The sequence below is a fragment of the Alkaliflexus imshenetskii DSM 15055 genome (assembly GCF_000517065.1).
In the GTDB taxonomy this organism is placed as follows: domain Bacteria; phylum Bacteroidota; class Bacteroidia; order Bacteroidales; family Marinilabiliaceae; genus Alkaliflexus; species Alkaliflexus imshenetskii.
In genome coordinates this window covers 2,942,394-2,959,347 of the sequence record NZ_KI912105.1, presented here as the reverse complement: position 1 = coordinate 2,959,347, position 16,954 = coordinate 2,942,394, and the positions used below count along the sequence as shown (strand labels likewise).

Below are 16,954 nucleotides of genomic sequence, written 5' to 3'. Positions count from 1 at the left end.
CGCGTGTTTTTAACATATAAGTATGAAAGTAACGGAGAAACCACTACATATTACAATAAATGAATCTTCAGCCTCAGACTGGAAAAAGAATCTGAGTGAATTTCCGCATAGCTTGTTTCTTAGTTGTGAATGGATATTGTCTCTACAATCGGAGCATTACGAACCTGTTTTTATTGATTTTTTGGAAGATGAAAAAGTGGTTGCCAAACTATCAGCCATTGTAAACAAGAGAAATTCCCTCAAAGGTCGTCAGCTCTATAGTTTTGCAGCGCCAGCGCTTAAACATCCTGATGAACAAATTCTAAACAGGTGTCTGGATGCACTCAGGCGTTATGCCATACAGAAACGATACACCAGAATCATTTTCTCATCGTATGACCAGCAGCATCAGTTACGCTGCAAATTAAGCGGTTACTACACCACGCAAAGAAGCGAGTACATTGTTAGTTTCAATGACTCAAGCGATATACACTTTAGCAAAGGATTTAAGAAAAATGCCGGCAAGGCTGTTAAAAGCGGTGCATCATTTCACACATCCACCAAAGAGGAGCATCTAAATGAACTCTTCAGACTTATTGACTCTACCCAAACATACAGAAAAAAGAAGTATGGTAGCGATTACGATCCTTATTACCTGCGCGGACTAACCGATGATTCTCTCAAAAAAATAATGGCCAGTGGGCTTGGTGTAATCTATTACACCGAAACAGAAGATAAAAAAATACATTGTGCGCAACTCAATGTTGAGCACAATGGCCAGGCATACGGATTGTTGATGGGTTCTGACCCGGAGGCCTATCAGAACGGGCACCCCTCATTCATCGACAAGGGTGTGATTGAAAAACTTAAAGGACTAAACTACCAATACTATAATCCGGGAGGCAACACAAGTGACAATGGCGGTGCCGGACTCGAAAAGTACAAGGCATCCATGGGAGCTGAGAAGCGCGAATTTTATGGTGCAACCACAAATTTTCTGGTTTATCCTCAAAAACTTCTCAACCCTTTACTGAAAGCCGGCAGACGACTCCCGTCAACAGAGGAGGGGTTTATCGGACTTCTAAAAAAGCTTATCTGATAAAATAAAACAGTGATGAAACCAAACAATATCGTTAAAGCAGTTGCCGTATCGAGAGAAGAATATGACAAGAATTTTCACAACTTCACTTACAGTTTGTTTCTGCAATCAGGTTTTCTGGAGTCTGTGGCGCCCAATGGCAATGCACACTATTTCAATTTTATAAGGAATGGCGAAGTTGTTGGCAAAATTGCAGGTGTTGAGGAAAACGAATCGCGCTTCATGGGGAAATATCTGTTTGTGTACGCCGGACCAGCATTAAAAGAGGTTGATGAAACATTATACAATGAGTGTCTGGTTGCTCTGAAAAAATGTGCCCCAAAACACAAATTTTCACGGTTAAACATACTTTACTATGATCAACAGTATCAGTTTAAATGTAAAGCGAAGGGTTACTATGTGCGCACCAACCGGGAGTTTGTCAGACGATTAGAGCACGAAGAACAACCTCTTACGTTCAACAAATCATTTATGTACAATGTACGTAAGGCCTCCAAGCTAAACCCGGTATTCTACGAAGAAACGTCAGAGCGCATGCTCAACAAACTGCATGAATTACTGCAAAAAACCTGGGAACTGCGCAACGATAAGTTCAAGGGCGGATATGCGCCCTATCCATACAAGCACATGGATAAGGAGGCAGTAGATAAAATGTTTCATGCAGGAATTCTCAAACTTTACGCGCTTGAAACCGACGGAGAGATACACTGCGTAAGATGCGCCATTGCGGGTGAAAAACGCATGTATGGTATCATGATAGCATCTGACGAATTTGCCTATAAAAATGGCCTTCAACACTTTCTTCAGCACAAACTTATCACGCACCTTCATCAGGAAGGCTATAAATATTACAACGTTTCCATTGTAGACTTTGGCGAAGACGGACTCGTTAGCTACAAAGAATCGCTGGGATGTAAACTATATAAAGTGCATGGAGCATATACCCACTACATTAAATATCCCCAAAAAATGATTAACCCATTAATGGATACGGGGCGCTTCATCGCGAGAAATCCATTTATGAAGAAAATTGTGAAGTTCGGTTCTAAACTTATTGTTGGCCGGGATTTATAAACCACCATGATTTTATGCCGGATAGTTGCACTGAGATACATCTGAATTTTTGATGCAAAAGATTTAATCATCTTCTAGTGCAAATTAAACACCTGTTTCATAAATCAATGATGATACTTTATTTGAAAAACCTGGCAAAAGAGCTGATCTCTAACATTTGCGCCAGGATTTGACACAAACTGAACCATTTGAACCTGTTCTGAAATCAGAACTGAGATGGAAACACAAAACTGTTGGATGTAATACTTTTGAATGGGTCAATTAAGAAAATCTGAGCGTTAAAAAACAGTGTAATTTTAGTTTTTCAGCAATATTAAGAATGGAATTTACAGCCAAAAAACGGAGGTTTTCTTTAAAAACCTGGTAACAGATTTGTCTTACAATTCCTTGATTTTAGCAACTATTTCGCACAGTTGGTCATAATTCGAAAAAACAATAGGTGCGGAATACTATTTTTAAAGTCGTACAGTCCAAATTGCCCACCTCAGTTAGTCCATATTATGGGACTGAGGGAGGCGAAGCATTGAAATAAATCAGAAAGATTCGCACCAAAAACACACCGTGCGCAAGTGTACATAAGATTTAATTAAACAGTAGAACAACTCGCTGCAATGATAAAAGCAATTATAAATCATCTGTCAAACCTCAATCAATTTAAATACTTCAGATTCTACTACAAACGTCTGGGTTTGCGCATTCCTGTGCTTTTGATTTTAAGTGCCGGCGTAGCCTTTCTTGATGGTATTGGTCTGGCACTTTTCATTCCTCTGTTTCAGGTAGCCGAATCGGGCGATACTGAAGCAGCTGACCTGGGAAACCTCGATTTTGTAATAGATTTTTTCCATAAGCTTAACATTGACATCACCATAGGGTCGATTCTTATCTTTTTACTGCTGCTCTTCACTTTTAAAGGGCTGCTGAGTTTTGTGAACATGTTTTTTTCGGTCACCATCAGAGTAAGGTTTATGAAAATGATGCGTGTACAACTCGTAAATGGGTTGTGCAACCTCTCATTTCCGGCATTTGTAAATACCGATCTTGGGCGCATCCAGAACGTGATTACAACTGAAATTGGGAAAGCCGGAGGCGCACTCCTCTCCTACCTGAGCACCATGCAAGCAGCCATCACACTCTGCGGATATCTGGTATTGGCATTTGTTGCCAACTTTAAATTTGCACTGCTTATTACTCTGGCTGGGGCCCTAAGTGGCTTTTTATACCGCTACATCAACAAAAAAGTTGAGACATCATCATTAATGCAGTCCTATATTGGCAATGGGCTGCAATCAAAAGTTCTGGAAGCCGTTTGGAATTTCAAATACCTAAAGGCCACCGACCTCATCTCAAGTTACCGCACCAAACTCAATGGTTTGGTAGATGATGCCGAAAACCTGACATTAAAAATGGGGAAACTCAATGCTGTATCAGCTGCATTGCGCGAACCCATATCCATTGCAATGGTGGCACTGGTAATTTTTATCCAGGTGAGTTTTTTTCAGGTATCGATGCTTAGTATAGCGCTAAGCCTTCTGTTTTTTTACCGTTCACTGGTAAGTTTGCTCTCGTTACAAAACAACTGGCAGGCATTTTTGGTAAACTCGGGCGGCATACACATGGTAAAAACACTTTACGATGAGTTTGATAAAAAAGAGGAGAGTAAAACGCACGAACCGCTTGATGCGTTCCAGAACGAGATACAATTTGACAATGTAAGCTACAGATATCCAAACAACCCGGTGCCTGTGCTTAACAACATCTCACTTACCATATCGAAAAACCAAACCATTGCCTTTGTAGGCGAGAGTGGATCGGGAAAAACCACTTTGGTGAATATGCTTGCCGGACTTTTATTGCCCGAAGAGGGCTACATACGAATTGACAATACCCCATTAACAGCCACAAGGGTTCGGAGTTTCAGGCGCATGATTGGCTATATTACTCAAGAACCGGTAATTTTTAACGATACAGTGTTTAATAACGTAACTTTTGATGCCATCAAGAATCAAGATACCCTCAAACGTTTTTGGGAGGTGATGGAGAAAACAGCCTTAACTGATACCGTTAAAAATATGCCATTGAAAGAAGACACCTTGCTGGGCGACAATGGCGTGCTGATTTCAGGTGGCCAAAAACAACGCATATCAATTGCCCGTGAGCTTTACAGAGAGTGTTCACTTTTGCTCATGGACGAAGCCACTTCGGCACTCGACTCCGAAAACGAAGGCATCATCCAAAGCAACATCAATGCCCTAAAAGGGAAATATACCATCATAATAATTGCCCACAGGCTGTCAACCGTGAAACACGCCGACATTATCTATCTGCTCGACAAAGGTAAAATTTCAGCCTCCGGTTCTTTTGCTGAACTTCAGGCCAGCTCGCCCCGATTCAGAAAGATGGTTGAACTTCAAGAATTTTAATAATGGAAAGACTTATTGATCTGCCGAAAATTCCCGATAAACGGGGAAACCTGACTTTTCTCGAAAACCAAAAACAGTTTCCGTTTACCGTAAGCAGAGTATTCTGGACTTATGATGTACCCGGTGGTGAAATGCGGGGCGGTCATGCCTTTCATCTCCAACAGGAAGTTATCATTGCGCTATCGGGAAGTTTTGATGTGGTGGTGAAGGACAAGAGCGGAGATGTCAGAAGATACCACCTGAACCGTTCCTATAAAGCGCTTTACCTTCCGGCCCTCACATGGCGCCACATGGAAAACTTCAGCACCAATTCATTGTCACTGCATCTGAGTTCACACCCATTTTCCGAAACAGATTATATCCGAGATTATGAACTATTCTGCAGCCTTGAGCAGTAAAAAAAATCTGCCTACAGTATTCGACTGTCACATTTACCAACTAAGGCAGATCTCTGCCGTTTCGGGACGTATTACCCCCATCGAAAACGGACTGGATCTCCCTTTTGATGTGCAACGCGCATTCTATCTGTATGACATCCCGGCCGGCGAAAACAGAGGAGCGCACTCACACCTTAACTGCCACCAGTTTTTAGTAGCTGCCAGTGGCAGTTTTGAAGTAATGGTTGAAGATGGACAGCATCGTAAAACACTTTTCCTGAATCAGCCTTTCATGGGTTTACACATTCCTCCGGGAATTTGGGCCCGGGAGCAAAACTTCTCTTCCGGCTCCATCTGTCTGGTTTTAACATCTCATGCCTATGATGAGTCAGACTACATCCGCTCTTACGAAGATTATTTGAAATACCGTGGATTGGAATAGTGGCTATATCATAAACCCGGATCCTTTCAGAAATGGGTTGCTATATATGTCGCCATTTATGACTGATGACATCATAAAAAACCATCAGATTTGGCGAAAATATAACGACAGCAGCCCTTCATACGTGATGCAGGGCGAACAAAAACTTCACCTGCAACAAAGTGGTACCGCTGCCTTGGAGGCAGTTCTTAAAGTATTAAAACTCACTCCAAACAATGAGATTTGGATTGTAACAACCACTGGAAACCGATATATAAGTGGCTGTGTAACTCGTACCATCGAGAAATATTGCAAGTGGAGCAGACAAAAATCATCAAACACAGCAGCGATACTGGTAAACCATGAGTTTGGTTTCGTGTACAGAGAGATGGATGAAATCCTCAAGCACAACCTGCCGGTTATTGAAGATTGTGCATACGCCATGTTCTCTTCATACAAAGGCAGGCAGGCAGGCACTATGGGAGATTTTGCCATATACAGTTTGGCAAAGATGTTTCCGATGCAGGCAGGTGGATTGGTTTGGATGAAGCACCATGCACCGGCCAATGGAAATAAGGATGATGAATCAATCTCCTACTTTAAGGCTTGTTACCACTACTACATTCAGGAAAAAGACGAAATTGTTAAGCAACGACTTCAAGCTTATGCACATCTGGAAAATGCACTTGGTAATCTGGGTCTAAAACCGCGATTCCCGATAACTAATGGCGAAGTTCCCGGCGCATTTGTATTCAAAGCTCCCGGCTGGCAACTTGATGCGCTGAAAATATTTATGCAGAAACAAGGCATAGAGTGCTCAGTTTTTTATGGTGAAGATGCTTTTTACATTCCGTGCCACCAAAGAATGACGGCGCAGCATGCCGACTATCTGGCAACATTGCTAAAACACTTCAAAAAATGATACTATCCAACCTCAAATTTGGAGAAAATGTGGTAATACACCCCTCCACACACTTCAACAATGTCTCATTTGGCAACAACGTAAAAATTGCTAAGGAGTGTACCATTCAAGGAAGTGCGCATCACATTGTAAAAATTGGCGCCGGCACCATATTTGGGATGTATGTAACCCTTGATGGCAGCCAGGCCGATATTGAGTTGGGTGAGAATGTATCTATTGCCCAACACAATGTAATTGTATCCAATTGGGGTTTGACAGAAAACTCTGCAATTAACACCCTATTTGATAAAAAAGCTGCTCCCATCCGGATAGGTGACCACTCCTGGATTGGCTCCGGTTGTGTGATTGCTCCGGGCGTAACCATTGGTAAATGTTCCATTGTAGCCTCCAACAGTTATGTTGACACCGATGTACCCGACTTTACAGTTGTGGGCGGCAACCCTGCCCGCTTTATCAGAAACATTGACCCGGCAGAAGTAGGGATTAACAAATAGAGCCATGCTACATTCAAATATAACCACCGGCATAAATGTCTCTGTTGATTCATCCGTTTCGCTTAACAATGTGAAGATTGGAGATGATGTAACCATTGGAAGGCGTACCACCATTTTTGGAAGCCCTGCCAATGTTTTGGAGATTGGTGCAGGTACACGCATAGGCAGCAACACCATCATCAACGGATTTGCTGCTCCACTAACCATTGGCGCAAGATGTGCCATTGGCTCTTTTTGCCATTTTATTGTAGACACAGGACCAACTGCGAGTCCGCAAATGTTGCAGAAGTTTCCCATTAAAGAGGCGCCCATCAAGGTAGGAAATGATTGTTACATTGGACACGGCACCATGATTATTGCCGGGGTTACCATTGGTGATGGGGTAATCATTCACCCCAAAAGTTTTGTAAACCGTGACATCCCTCCTTACTGCGAAGTAGGCGGCTCCCCGGCAAAAGTGATTAAAACACATAATCCCGGAAAAACGATATAACCATGGAAATATCAAAAGCAGATACCAACACCCCTAAAACAGAAAGGCTATATTGGCCCGAGCTTGACGGAGTTCGCTTCTTTGCATTTCTCTTGGTTTTTATTCACCACCATCCACTGTTTAAGGATGTGCCAGGATTAAAATATATTTATGAGTACGGCTGGATTGGTGTTGATCTGTTTTTTGTGCTATCGGCATATCTCTTTACAAAACTTCTGGTGGTTGAGTACCAAAAAACCAATACCATAAGTTTTAAGAAATTCTACATAAGACGTGTTTTCCGAATTTGGCCGGTTTACTATGTGTTTGTGGCCATTGTAGTTTTATTGGCTCTTTATGCTAAGGATTTTGAGGTGAGCCGATATATGTGGATACGTATTGCCGGATTGTTAACCTTTGCAGATAATATACTTACAGCCAATGCCGGTTATAATCCAATTGAAATTACTTCACATCTGTGGACCATAGGTTATGAGGAGCAGTTTTACGTTTTCATTCCGTTAATAATTTTCTTTTTGGTTCGTAAGCCCATAAAAGTACGGTGGCTGTTTTTTATCTCGGTTTATCTATTGTGCAGTATCATTCGGTTAATTATAATCGTAAAACAAGTTCCACACCCAGCTTTGTGGGTTCTGCCCATAACACATTTTGAGGCCATATTTATGGGCGTAATTATAGGTTTTGGCGGAGCTGATTTTATCTTAAAAAAAATCAAACCCGAAATCGTAGGCGTCATCGGACTGCTCTTCTTTGTCTTAATCATACTGATGCCCAATCTGGATATTATTTCAGGCTGGCTGATATTGACATATACGTTTGTTGGATTTTCAACAGCTTTAGTGTTTTATGCCGTATTATACAGCCCACCTTTGCAGCGCTTTTTCTCAAAGGAGTTGTTTGTGTTTCTGGGAAAACGATCCTATGGGCTTTATGTTTTTCATCTGGCAGCAAATTCACTGGCTTTTATGATTGTTAAAAAAGCAGGATTCTCAGATCCCAATGTGCTCTGGATATCATTTATTGTATCGCTTCTATTAACCATTTTAATGTCAGTAATTTCATATCAGTTTATCGAAAGACCATTCCTGATTCTTAAAAAGAAGTTTGAAATAGTTGTGTCACGGCCTGTTTAAAAGGCATGCAAGTCTACACCATTCTATATGCAGTTCGAAATTATCAGATACACCCCCGAAAAACAGAAAACCTGGGACGAGTTTATAGGCCATTCGTGGAATGGCGTCTTTCTTTTCTACAGGGGATTTATGGATTACCACCAGGATCGTTTCACCGATCACAGCCTGATGGTATATAAAAACAACAAACTCGCAGCAGTGCTGCCTTGCAACGAGCAGGAGGGCGTGCTAAGTTCCCATCAGGGACTCACCTATGGAGGGTGGGTGCTGGCGCCACGTTTTGCCGCTGCCGATATGGAAGTTTTGTTTGACGAGATGGAGGCCTACCTGAAAGCAAACGGAATACGGCAAATAGACTACAAACATAAGCCTCCGGTATTTGAAAAGCATACCAATGATTATGATTCGTGGGTTTTATGGAAGAAAGGCTATAGTTTATGGAGACGAGACCTTTCTTTTTTTATTGATTTAAAAAACTTTGCAGGGTTTGCCAGAGATAAAAGATATCGTTTTAACAAAGCCGGTCGCAACAATCTGAGAATAGTCGAAAATGGAGATGTACACACTTATATGACTTTGGTGGCAGAAAACCTCTCCAAAAAATATAATACGAAACCTGTACACTCGCCCAACGAAGTTCTGCTTCTGCAAAGCCGGTTTCCCAAAAACCTGCAAACCCTGTTGGTTTATCATGATGACACATTCTTAGGTGGCACATGGCTATTTTCCGACAACGATTTTATTCATACACAATATCTCCATTTTAACGATGTAGGACGCGACTTATGTGCAGCAGAATTTCTCGTAGGTTACCTCATGGAAAAATACAAGGAGAAACGATATTTGAGTTTTGGCACTTCAACTGAGGCAAACGGCATGGAACTAAACGAAGGGCTTGCCTCCTTTAAAGAGGGTTTTGGAGCGTCTGGATTCTGTCACGATTTTTATAGAAAAGAGCTATGCAAATAAAATTTCTGGATTTGAAGGCCGTTAATCAGCCATATTTTCCTCAATTTATGGAGGCCACACAGAGGTTTCTGGATAGTGGCTGGTATGTTCTGGGCAATGAAGTACAAGCCTTTGAAAACGAATACGCAGCATACTGCGGCACAAACTTCTGTGTGGGCGTAAGCAATGGACTGGATGCCCTTCGCGCCATTTTTGAAGGCTACAAAATACTGGGAAAACTAAAGGAAAATGATGAAGTCATAGTGCCGGCCAATACCTACATTGCATCCATACTGGCCGTAACTCAAAGCAGGCTTACGCCGGTGCTTGTTGAGCCTGACCCTGACTCATACAACATCTGTCCGGGTAAAATACAAAGTGCCATTACATCCAGAACAAAAGCCATTCTGGCTGTTCATCTATATGGGCAACTGGCCGACATGGACGCAATTAATGACATTGCAAAAGCCAACAATCTGATTGTGGTAGAAGATGCAGCGCAGTCGCACGGTGCCGCATTGCGCAACGGCAAAAAAGCAGGCAACCTCTCTAATGCCACCGGACACAGCTTTTATCCGGGAAAAAATCTGGGTGCACTGGGCGATGCAGGTGCAGTCACTACCAACGATGCCGAGCTGTTTGAAGTGGTAAAGGCATTACGAAACTATGGCTCGCAAAAAAAGTATTACAACATGTTTGAGGGTTATAACATGCGGCTTGATGAGAATCAGGCTGCATGGCTCCGAATCAGACTTAAAGGGCTGGACAGGGAGAATGACCACAGGCGTCAACTCGCGTTGGTTTACAACGAAAACATCAAAAACGCAAGTGTGACTCTGCCAGTTGAAAAACAATATGGCAAACATGTTTACCACATCTATCCAATTCTGCATCCCAACAGAGATGCTTTGCAAAAATATTTGGCCGACCATGGTGTTCAAACCCTAATACACTATCCATTACCGCCACACAAACAAGAGGCATTTAAACATTGGAATCATCTGAGTTTTCCGATTACGGAACGCATACATGAACAAGAATTGAGTCTCCCAATGAGTCCGGTACATACCAAAGAGGAGATACTTACCGTTGCAAACCTAATCAACAACTTCGCCTAAAATGACCCAAACACTTAACCCAAGCATTTGCGATAAATATGTCACCGTTGTGGCACTATGCTACAACCAGGCACGTTTTCTCAAAGAGACGCTCAACAGCATCATGGCACAAACATGGCGCCCCGGCCATTTCTATATTATTGATGATTGCAGCACAGACAATTCAGTGGAGGTGATAAATGAATGGCTCGAAGAGAACGGACATCCTGCCACTTTAATCTGTCACGAAAACAACATGGGCATCACCAACACTATGAACCATGCCCTCTCATTGTGCAACACCAAGTATTTCCATCCGTGGCCTTGCGATGACATTCTGATGCCGGATAAAATCGAAAGCCAGGTAACCTACATGGAGAGTCTGGACTGGCATCCCGGTTTTTTATATGGCGATGTGCAATGGATTGACAATGATGGCAATCTGCTTCGCGACTCAGTAATCAAAGACAGAATTAAGCACTTTGGAAATGGCAGCATGCCATCGGGCTTTATCTTTGGACAACTTGTAAAACATGGATGCTTCATACCAACCGCATCCGGATTGTATGTGACTGCCCCGTTAAAGGAGCTCGGCGGATTTGATGAAGATCTCTATGCTGAGGATTGGGACATGTTTATGCGCATCTCTCTAAAACATGGCATTGCATTTAAAAATCAGGTATTCAGCAAGTATCGCCGACATCATGGCAGCACCGAAATGAGCCGTGGAACCCGATACTGGGATGGGCATTTCAAAATTTTACCACGCTATTTGGGCATCAGTAAGGAGTATGACCAGCTTATACATCAAAAAATGTCTGAGGATGCCCTTGTTGCATTTCGTGAGGGCTATACAAAAAGTCTTAGTATAGTTCGAAAGCAAGCCATTAGAACCAAAAACGTGAAACTGCTTTTCACATGGCTTAACTGTTACTTAAAACCGCTAAAAAGAAAGTAACCATACAGTATCAATGCCAAAAGTCTCGGTCATCATACCTACCTATAATCGAACCGATTATCTGAAAATAACACTCGAAAACCTGCAAAAGCAAACTTTCAGGGATTTTGAGATAATTGTTGTGGACGATGGCACACCTGGTGAGGCAAACAAATTGGTGTGCAGTAATTTTAACAACGTAAGATATCACAGAATAGCCAACTCCGGTGGCCCAATGCGACCTCGCAACACCGGCTTTAAACTTGCCGAGAGCCAATACATCGCCCTGGTTGATGATGACGACCTCTGGCTCCCCGACAAACTTGAAAAACAGGTGGCCATATTGGACAAAAATGAAGATTTTGGATTGGTGCACAGCTATTGCCTTGTGATAGATCACGAAGGGAATCAAACCGGCGAAACCGTTGGCAGATTATCTGACCCTTTAAAAAAACATGGCTACGTTTTTGATGAAATGGTAGGGTCGTTTACAGTTATGACGCCCACAGCCATTTTCCGAAAAGAGCTGCTCTCTCAATGCGGTACTTTTAACGAAAACATGAAGGCGGCAGGCGAAGATACTGAGTTCTTTTCGCGTATGGCATTCTACACAAAATTCCACTACATTGATGAACCCACAGCCTATTACCGGGTGCATCCACAAGGAATATCGGGAAACCGAATTGCCTATCTCAAACTCCCACTGGAGTTATTCAGGATGTTAAAAGGACTAAAAAACAAGGAATCGTTCTCGAACAAAAGATTTGGAAAAATACGGAAACGCCTGCTATTGAAACAGGTATCCATGATATATGATTCATTGTCGTTAAAAACATCCATAAAAAATTGCTTTTCGATGCATCTCTTCTTTTGGCTGATTCCCGTTGTGTCGTGGGGAATACTCCTTAAGATGAAAGAGATGGTTAAACCCACAAAATCCTTAGCTTAAATGAGAGTAGGCCAAAACCCGCTTAAAACGGATATACAAAAGCTCACACACAAAAAACATCGTGTGATAATGCCTTTTTGGATTCCCAACACCAATGATGCCTATTTCAAAGGACAGCCTGCGGTATTGGATATGTGTCTGAAAAGTCTCACCGAAACCATTGACAAAGAACATACAGCTATCACACTCATAAACAATGCATCGTGTAAGGAAGCCACTGATGTTGCCAACAAATATTTTAAGGATGGGCTAATCGACAAGTATGTATCGATGAACGAGAACAGAGGCAAACTCGAGACCATCTTAACAGAAGCCCGCGCATCGTATGAGGAGTATATAACCATTGGCGATTCCGATTTCCTCTTTTTCCCGGGCTGGGAACAGCAAGTGGCCGAAATAATGAATAACTTTCCTTTGGCAGGGATGGTCACTCCATTTCCGGCGGCTCACCTGGCATATTTTTTCAATTCAAACATCATCACTACATCTTTAAAAAGCGGAAAAATAATTGACGATGCAGACATCGACCTGTTTGAACAAGGAATAGGCCATGCACCCGATAAGGGGCTCTATTCACGTTATGGGTTTAAGAGAAAAGAGAGCTGGCGCAATTGCCACTATTATGTAGGGAGGAACAATCGTCAGGCCATAGTAGGTGCCGTACACGCACTTGCAACTTATCGCCGGGTTGTGGTAGATGGTTTTAATCATGATAAAGTGGAGCATGTGTTCAGAAATGGATATGAACATGAATACATCGATTTTTCTGCCGAGCGACAAGGGCTTTTGAGACTTTCTACAAAGGAATTGTATGCCTATCACATGGGAAATACCATACCCGAAAAGCTGGTGGCATCCTATCAAAAAATGAAAGAAACGAACCCTACACCGCCCATCGTTGATTGGAAGGAATCGGCAAAACAGCCATTTTTCCGAAAAGCGGCATACCCTCTCACCGAGATTTGCTTCAGAGCTTTTCGTAAATTCAAGATAATATAGCAACGGTACCTATTAAAACACAGAGATTAGATTTACACATCTGGCAAACAAGTAATTACACAGCCATTGTGCGTAAACAAGTCTCTTTGTTAGACACATTTCAAATTAAATTTTAAACAATTTCTAAACACATAATCATGGAAGCACCTAAAATTATTGCAGAAGTTGGTTGTAACCACAAGGGAGACATGGACATTGCCCATGAACTGATTGTTACGGCATCTATGTTTTGTAAAGTTGATGTGGTAAAATTTCAGAAACGCACCAACAGAGAGCTTCTCTCTGAAGAAGAGTACAACTCGCCGCACCCCAATCCCATTAATGCCTACGGGAAAACCTATGGCGAGCACCGTGAGTTTCTGGAGTTTGACATGGATCAGCACCGCCAGCTGAAAAAATGGTGCGAAGATGCTGGTCTTATTTACTCTACTTCGGTTTGGGATGTGACCTCAGCCAAAGAGATCACCTCACTAAATCCGAAACTGATAAAAATACCTTCGGCCTGCAACCTTAACAAACCTATGCTTACTTATCTCTGCGAAAATTATGCAGGTGAGATTCACGCTTCGTTTGGAATGACAACCAAGGAGGAAGAGGAAAAAGTTGTTTCCTTTTTTGAGAAGATGGGAAGGGCTAATGATTTGGTAATTTACAGCTGTACATCGGGCTATCCGGTTCCTTTTGAGGACATCTGCCTGTTGGAAATATCGCGCTTAAAAGAGAAATTCGAACACCGGGTGAAGGCTATAGGCTTTTCGGGTCACCACCTGGGTATAGCGGTGGATGTGGCAGCCGTTACGCTTGGTGCCCAGTGGATAGAAAGACACTACACATTGGACAGAACCTGGAAAGGAACAGACCATGCCGCCTCGCTTGAGCCCGATGGAATGCGCCGTTTGGCAAGGGACTGCAGAGCCGTAAGCAAAGCGCTCACATACAAATCACACGATGTGTTGGACATAGAGAAAGTTCAACGAGACAAACTTAAAAAGAATCAGGTTAAATGGCAGTAGTTGCATTTATTCCGGTACGTGGAGGAAGCAAATCGATTCCGGGAAAAAACATTCGCGAATTTTGTGGCAAACCCCTGGTATATTGGCTTGCAGAAGCCTTGTCGGGCTCAGATTATGTGGATAAGGTGGTAGTGGCTACCGACAGCAAAGAGATAGAGTCTGTGGTGGCAAACTTAAACCTTTCAAAAGTTGAAGTGTATCAACGAAAGCCGGAAAATGCCACAGACACAGCTTCCACCGAAAGTGTGATGCTCGAATATCTTCAGGCATATCCATTGGATGAAAATGACCTGTTTGTTCTTGCCCAGGCCACAACACCTTTCACCCAAACACGCCACATTGATGATGCCTTCAGATTACTTAACCAAACAGGTTTTGACTCACTTTTAACCTGCGTACGACAAAAAAGGTTTTTCTGGAATCCAGACGGCACACCGGTCAATTACAACTACAAAAGCAGGCCGCGAAGGCAGGACTTTGATGGCCAGCTGATGGAAAATGGCGCCTTTTACATTAACCGTGCAGGCAACATTCTCCGCGATAAAAACCGTCTCTCGGGACGCATTGCCATCTATGAAATGCCAGAATATTCGGCCATCGAAATTGATGACCCGGATGATTGGCAGTTGGCGGAGAATCTTTTCAGGAAGCACGTTCAGAAGAAAAGTCCAGAAAAGAAACTACCTCACATCCGTCTCTTTATTTCTGATGTGGATGGCGTGCTTACCGATGCCGGCATGTACTATTCGGAAAATGGCGATGAACTTAAAAAGTTCAACACCCGCGATGGCATGGGTTTCAACCTTTTATCGGAGCAAGGTATTAAAACAGCAATCATCACATCTGAAAACACCAAACTGGTAGAAAGAAGGGCTGCCAAACTCAAAATCGACTTTTTACGTCAGGGACATCGACATGGAGGTAAACTTCAGGCTGCCATTGAGATATGCAACGAACTTGGCGTGTCGATGGACGAAACTGCTTACATTGGTGATGACATCAACTGTTTTGAATTACTTAGCCACGTGGGCGTTGCAGCATGTCCCGCCGATGCTACCGAAAAAATAAAAAACATAGAAGGAATCCGCATCCTCACAAAAAAAGGTGGTGAAGGGGTGGTTCGTGAATTTATTGAATTGATACTTAACAGAAACGAATAAAGCATTATTTACCTAAGCCTTACGTTATATGAGAATTTGTTTTTTGGTGCCCGACGGCGTAGGACTACGCAACTATCTATACAGCAGCATACTTGACAAATTTCCTGAGCACGCCGAAATTGTGCTCTACACCACATTGTCAGAAGAGATTATTGAGGAAGTAAAAAAGCTGCATCCCAAACGAAATGTGGTTTACAAAAAGATGGAACTCTACCGGGAGTCGTTAATGGGAAAACTGCTGAAAGAGGCCATTACCTATGCCAGGTTACGCCATTATACAAGCCTTGACAACAATGATACCACCATGATTAACTGGACCCGAAAGAAACAAAGGGGCTTTTCCAGATTATTCTTTGGCCTGGCAGCATTCACCGGCAAGTTGTTTATGAAAAACTACAACTCGATAGTAAAATTCGAAAAAAGATATAGCAGGGTTATCGGAAGCAGCAGTTATGTAAAAGCACAAAAAGAGATTCTAAAATCGATGGCGCCATCGGTAATCTTCTGCACCCATCAGCGGTCGATGGATGCCGGAGCCATTGTGGAAGCAGCCAATCAGCTCAACATCCCTACCATTGGCGCAGTGTACTCATGGGACAATTTGCCAAAGGCGAGGCTTCTGGTGCGCTCACACACCTATGTGGTATGGTCGCAAATAATGAAGGATGAAATGCTTAAATATTACCCGGAAGTTCCCGAGAAGGATATTATCATTACCGGCACGCCGCAATTTGAGTTCTATTTCAACCAAAAGCTCCATCTGTCAAAAGAGGAGTTTTGCAGTAACATTGGACTAGACCCGAATAAAAAGATTCTCTGCTTCTCAGGCAACGACCTTACTTTCCCTTGTGATGAGCTCTATTTAAAAGATTTGGCCGAGGCATTGATGACACTCCCTGAAGAGGAAAGACCGCAGGTATTGTTACGTCGCTGTCCGGTGGATCTGTCAGGCCGGTTTGATGCCATCGTGGCACAACATCCCCATTTAATAAAAACCTCAGACCCGATCTGGAAGTCATACAAAGGCGGATGGGATGCCATTGTTCCCACACCTGAGGATGTGGCGCTTTTGGTTAACACCTCATTGCATGCAGATGCTGTAATAAATGTAGGCTCTACCATGGCGCACGATTTTGCCGTATTCAGCAAGCCTGCAATTTATATAAACTACGATCAGCCGGAAATTACCTACTGGTCGGCAGTAACCAATAACCACTATCAGCACTTCAGGAGTATGCCCGCCGAAGATTGCGTTATCTGGCTCAACAACAAGGAAGAAATTCTGAACACGGTAAAAAAAGCATTAAACGGAGACCTGCCGGAGAATATCAAATCAGGCCGATGGTTCAATGTAATTGCCCTTCAACCGGTTACTGAGGCGTCTGAGAATATAGCCAACACAATTATGGATAAGGCACAGGCAAATTAATTTCAAAAAT

At 42.7% G+C, this 16,954-nt stretch carries 17 protein-coding genes; all 17 read left to right on the top strand.

Going from position 1 to position 16,954, the window contains the following annotated elements:
- Positions 1-22 precede the first annotated feature (22 nt).
- The 17 genes from ALKIM_RS0112435 (at position 23) to ALKIM_RS18455 (ending at position 16,944) form a co-directional block, all read left to right on the top strand.
- Positions 23-1,078, top strand: coding sequence for a GNAT family N-acetyltransferase (locus ALKIM_RS0112435; RefSeq protein WP_026474936.1), 1,056 nt, complete (start codon positions 23-25; stop codon positions 1,076-1,078).
- 15 nt (positions 1,079-1,093) lie between these two features.
- Complete coding sequence (locus ALKIM_RS0112430) at positions 1,094-2,152, top strand: GNAT family N-acetyltransferase (protein WP_026474935.1); 1,059 nt, start codon at positions 1,094-1,096, stop codon at positions 2,150-2,152.
- A gap of 611 nt (positions 2,153-2,763) precedes the next feature.
- Positions 2,764-4,572 carry an ABC transporter ATP-binding protein gene (locus tag ALKIM_RS0112425; RefSeq protein ID WP_044117929.1) on the top strand — a complete coding sequence of 603 codons (1,809 nt, stop codon included), beginning with the start codon at positions 2,764-2,766 and terminating at the stop codon, positions 4,570-4,572.
- Between the two features lie 2 nt (positions 4,573-4,574).
- On the top strand, positions 4,575-4,970 hold the full coding sequence (locus ALKIM_RS0112420) for a sugar 3,4-ketoisomerase (protein ID WP_173400723.1): 396 nt from the start codon (positions 4,575-4,577) through the stop codon (positions 4,968-4,970).
- Positions 4,942-5,391: a sugar 3,4-ketoisomerase gene (locus ALKIM_RS0112415; RefSeq protein WP_044117928.1), complete on the top strand. Its 450-nt coding sequence runs from the start codon at positions 4,942-4,944 to the stop codon at positions 5,389-5,391. Before ALKIM_RS0112420 ends, ALKIM_RS0112415 begins: the two co-directional genes overlap by 29 nt.
- Positions 5,378-6,292, top strand: coding sequence for a DegT/DnrJ/EryC1/StrS family aminotransferase (locus tag ALKIM_RS0112410; RefSeq protein WP_218916699.1), 915 nt, complete (start codon positions 5,378-5,380; stop codon positions 6,290-6,292). The genes ALKIM_RS0112415 and ALKIM_RS0112410 overlap by 14 nt, the downstream gene beginning before the upstream one ends.
- Positions 6,289-6,786: an acyltransferase gene (locus tag ALKIM_RS0112405; RefSeq protein ID WP_026474930.1), complete on the top strand. Its 498-nt coding sequence runs from the start codon at positions 6,289-6,291 to the stop codon at positions 6,784-6,786. Before ALKIM_RS0112410 ends, ALKIM_RS0112405 begins: the two co-directional genes overlap by 4 nt.
- 4 nt (positions 6,787-6,790) lie before the next feature.
- Positions 6,791-7,279, top strand: coding sequence for an acyltransferase (locus tag ALKIM_RS0112400; protein WP_026474929.1), 489 nt, complete (start codon positions 6,791-6,793; stop codon positions 7,277-7,279).
- A gap of 2 nt (positions 7,280-7,281) precedes the next feature.
- Positions 7,282-8,412 (top strand): acyltransferase family protein, encoded by a 1,131-nt coding sequence (locus ALKIM_RS0112395; protein ID WP_026474928.1) that lies wholly within the window; start codon positions 7,282-7,284, stop codon positions 8,410-8,412.
- Between the two features lie 27 nt (positions 8,413-8,439).
- Positions 8,440-9,381 carry a hypothetical protein gene (locus tag ALKIM_RS0112390; RefSeq protein WP_026474927.1) on the top strand — a complete coding sequence of 314 codons (942 nt, stop codon included), beginning with the start codon at positions 8,440-8,442 and terminating at the stop codon, positions 9,379-9,381.
- On the top strand, positions 9,372-10,478 hold the full coding sequence (locus ALKIM_RS0112385; protein ID WP_026474926.1) for a DegT/DnrJ/EryC1/StrS family aminotransferase: 1,107 nt from the start codon (positions 9,372-9,374) through the stop codon (positions 10,476-10,478). The genes ALKIM_RS0112390 and ALKIM_RS0112385 overlap by 10 nt, the downstream gene beginning before the upstream one ends.
- Before the next feature lies 1 nt (position 10,479).
- The gene (locus tag ALKIM_RS0112380; RefSeq protein WP_026474925.1) at positions 10,480-11,415 is read left to right on the top strand and encodes a glycosyltransferase family 2 protein; all 936 of its coding nucleotides are present in this window, start codon (positions 10,480-10,482) and stop codon (positions 11,413-11,415) included.
- 13 nt (positions 11,416-11,428) lie between these two features.
- On the top strand, positions 11,429-12,343 hold the full coding sequence (locus tag ALKIM_RS18460) for a glycosyltransferase family 2 protein (RefSeq protein WP_052345543.1): 915 nt from the start codon (positions 11,429-11,431) through the stop codon (positions 12,341-12,343).
- A complete protein-coding gene (locus tag ALKIM_RS0112370; protein ID WP_026474924.1) occupies positions 12,344-13,342 on the top strand; it encodes a glycosyltransferase in 999 nt (332 codons plus the stop codon).
- A 137-nt stretch (positions 13,343-13,479) separates the two neighbouring features.
- Entirely contained in the window at positions 13,480-14,355 is an 876-nt protein-coding gene (locus tag ALKIM_RS0112365) for an N-acetylneuraminate synthase family protein (protein WP_026474923.1), read from the top strand.
- Entirely contained in the window at positions 14,346-15,515 is a 1,170-nt protein-coding gene (locus tag ALKIM_RS0112360) for an acylneuraminate cytidylyltransferase (RefSeq protein WP_026474922.1), read from the top strand. Before ALKIM_RS0112365 ends, ALKIM_RS0112360 begins: the two co-directional genes overlap by 10 nt.
- Positions 15,516-15,543: 28 nt before the next feature.
- The gene (locus tag ALKIM_RS18455; RefSeq protein ID WP_052345542.1) at positions 15,544-16,944 is read left to right on the top strand and encodes a hypothetical protein; all 1,401 of its coding nucleotides are present in this window, start codon (positions 15,544-15,546) and stop codon (positions 16,942-16,944) included.
- Positions 16,945-16,954: the final 10 nt, after the last annotated feature.

Coding starts and splice junctions, on each gene's coding strand:
- ALKIM_RS0112435 (WP_026474936.1), top strand. CDS start 23: ATGAAAGTAACGGAGAAACCACTACATATTACAATAAATGAATCTTCA.
- ALKIM_RS0112430 (WP_026474935.1), top strand. CDS start 1,094: ATGAAACCAAACAATATCGTTAAAGCAGTTGCCGTATCGAGAGAAGAA.
- ALKIM_RS0112425 (WP_044117929.1), top strand. CDS start 2,764: ATGATAAAAGCAATTATAAATCATCTGTCAAACCTCAATCAATTTAAA.
- ALKIM_RS0112420 (WP_173400723.1), top strand. CDS start 4,575: ATGGAAAGACTTATTGATCTGCCGAAAATTCCCGATAAACGGGGAAAC.
- ALKIM_RS0112415 (WP_044117928.1), top strand. CDS start 4,942: ATGAACTATTCTGCAGCCTTGAGCAGTAAAAAAAATCTGCCTACAGTA.
- ALKIM_RS0112405 (WP_026474930.1), top strand. CDS start 6,289: ATGATACTATCCAACCTCAAATTTGGAGAAAATGTGGTAATACACCCC.
- ALKIM_RS0112400 (WP_026474929.1), top strand. CDS start 6,791: ATGCTACATTCAAATATAACCACCGGCATAAATGTCTCTGTTGATTCA.
- ALKIM_RS0112395 (WP_026474928.1), top strand. CDS start 7,282: ATGGAAATATCAAAAGCAGATACCAACACCCCTAAAACAGAAAGGCTA.
- ALKIM_RS0112390 (WP_026474927.1), top strand. CDS start 8,440: ATGCAGTTCGAAATTATCAGATACACCCCCGAAAAACAGAAAACCTGG.
- ALKIM_RS0112385 (WP_026474926.1), top strand. CDS start 9,372: ATGCAAATAAAATTTCTGGATTTGAAGGCCGTTAATCAGCCATATTTT.
- ALKIM_RS0112380 (WP_026474925.1), top strand. CDS start 10,480: ATGACCCAAACACTTAACCCAAGCATTTGCGATAAATATGTCACCGTT.
- ALKIM_RS18460 (WP_052345543.1), top strand. CDS start 11,429: ATGCCAAAAGTCTCGGTCATCATACCTACCTATAATCGAACCGATTAT.
- ALKIM_RS0112370 (WP_026474924.1), top strand. CDS start 12,344: ATGAGAGTAGGCCAAAACCCGCTTAAAACGGATATACAAAAGCTCACA.
- ALKIM_RS0112365 (WP_026474923.1), top strand. CDS start 13,480: ATGGAAGCACCTAAAATTATTGCAGAAGTTGGTTGTAACCACAAGGGA.
- ALKIM_RS0112360 (WP_026474922.1), top strand. CDS start 14,346: ATGGCAGTAGTTGCATTTATTCCGGTACGTGGAGGAAGCAAATCGATT.
- ALKIM_RS18455 (WP_052345542.1), top strand. CDS start 15,544: ATGAGAATTTGTTTTTTGGTGCCCGACGGCGTAGGACTACGCAACTAT.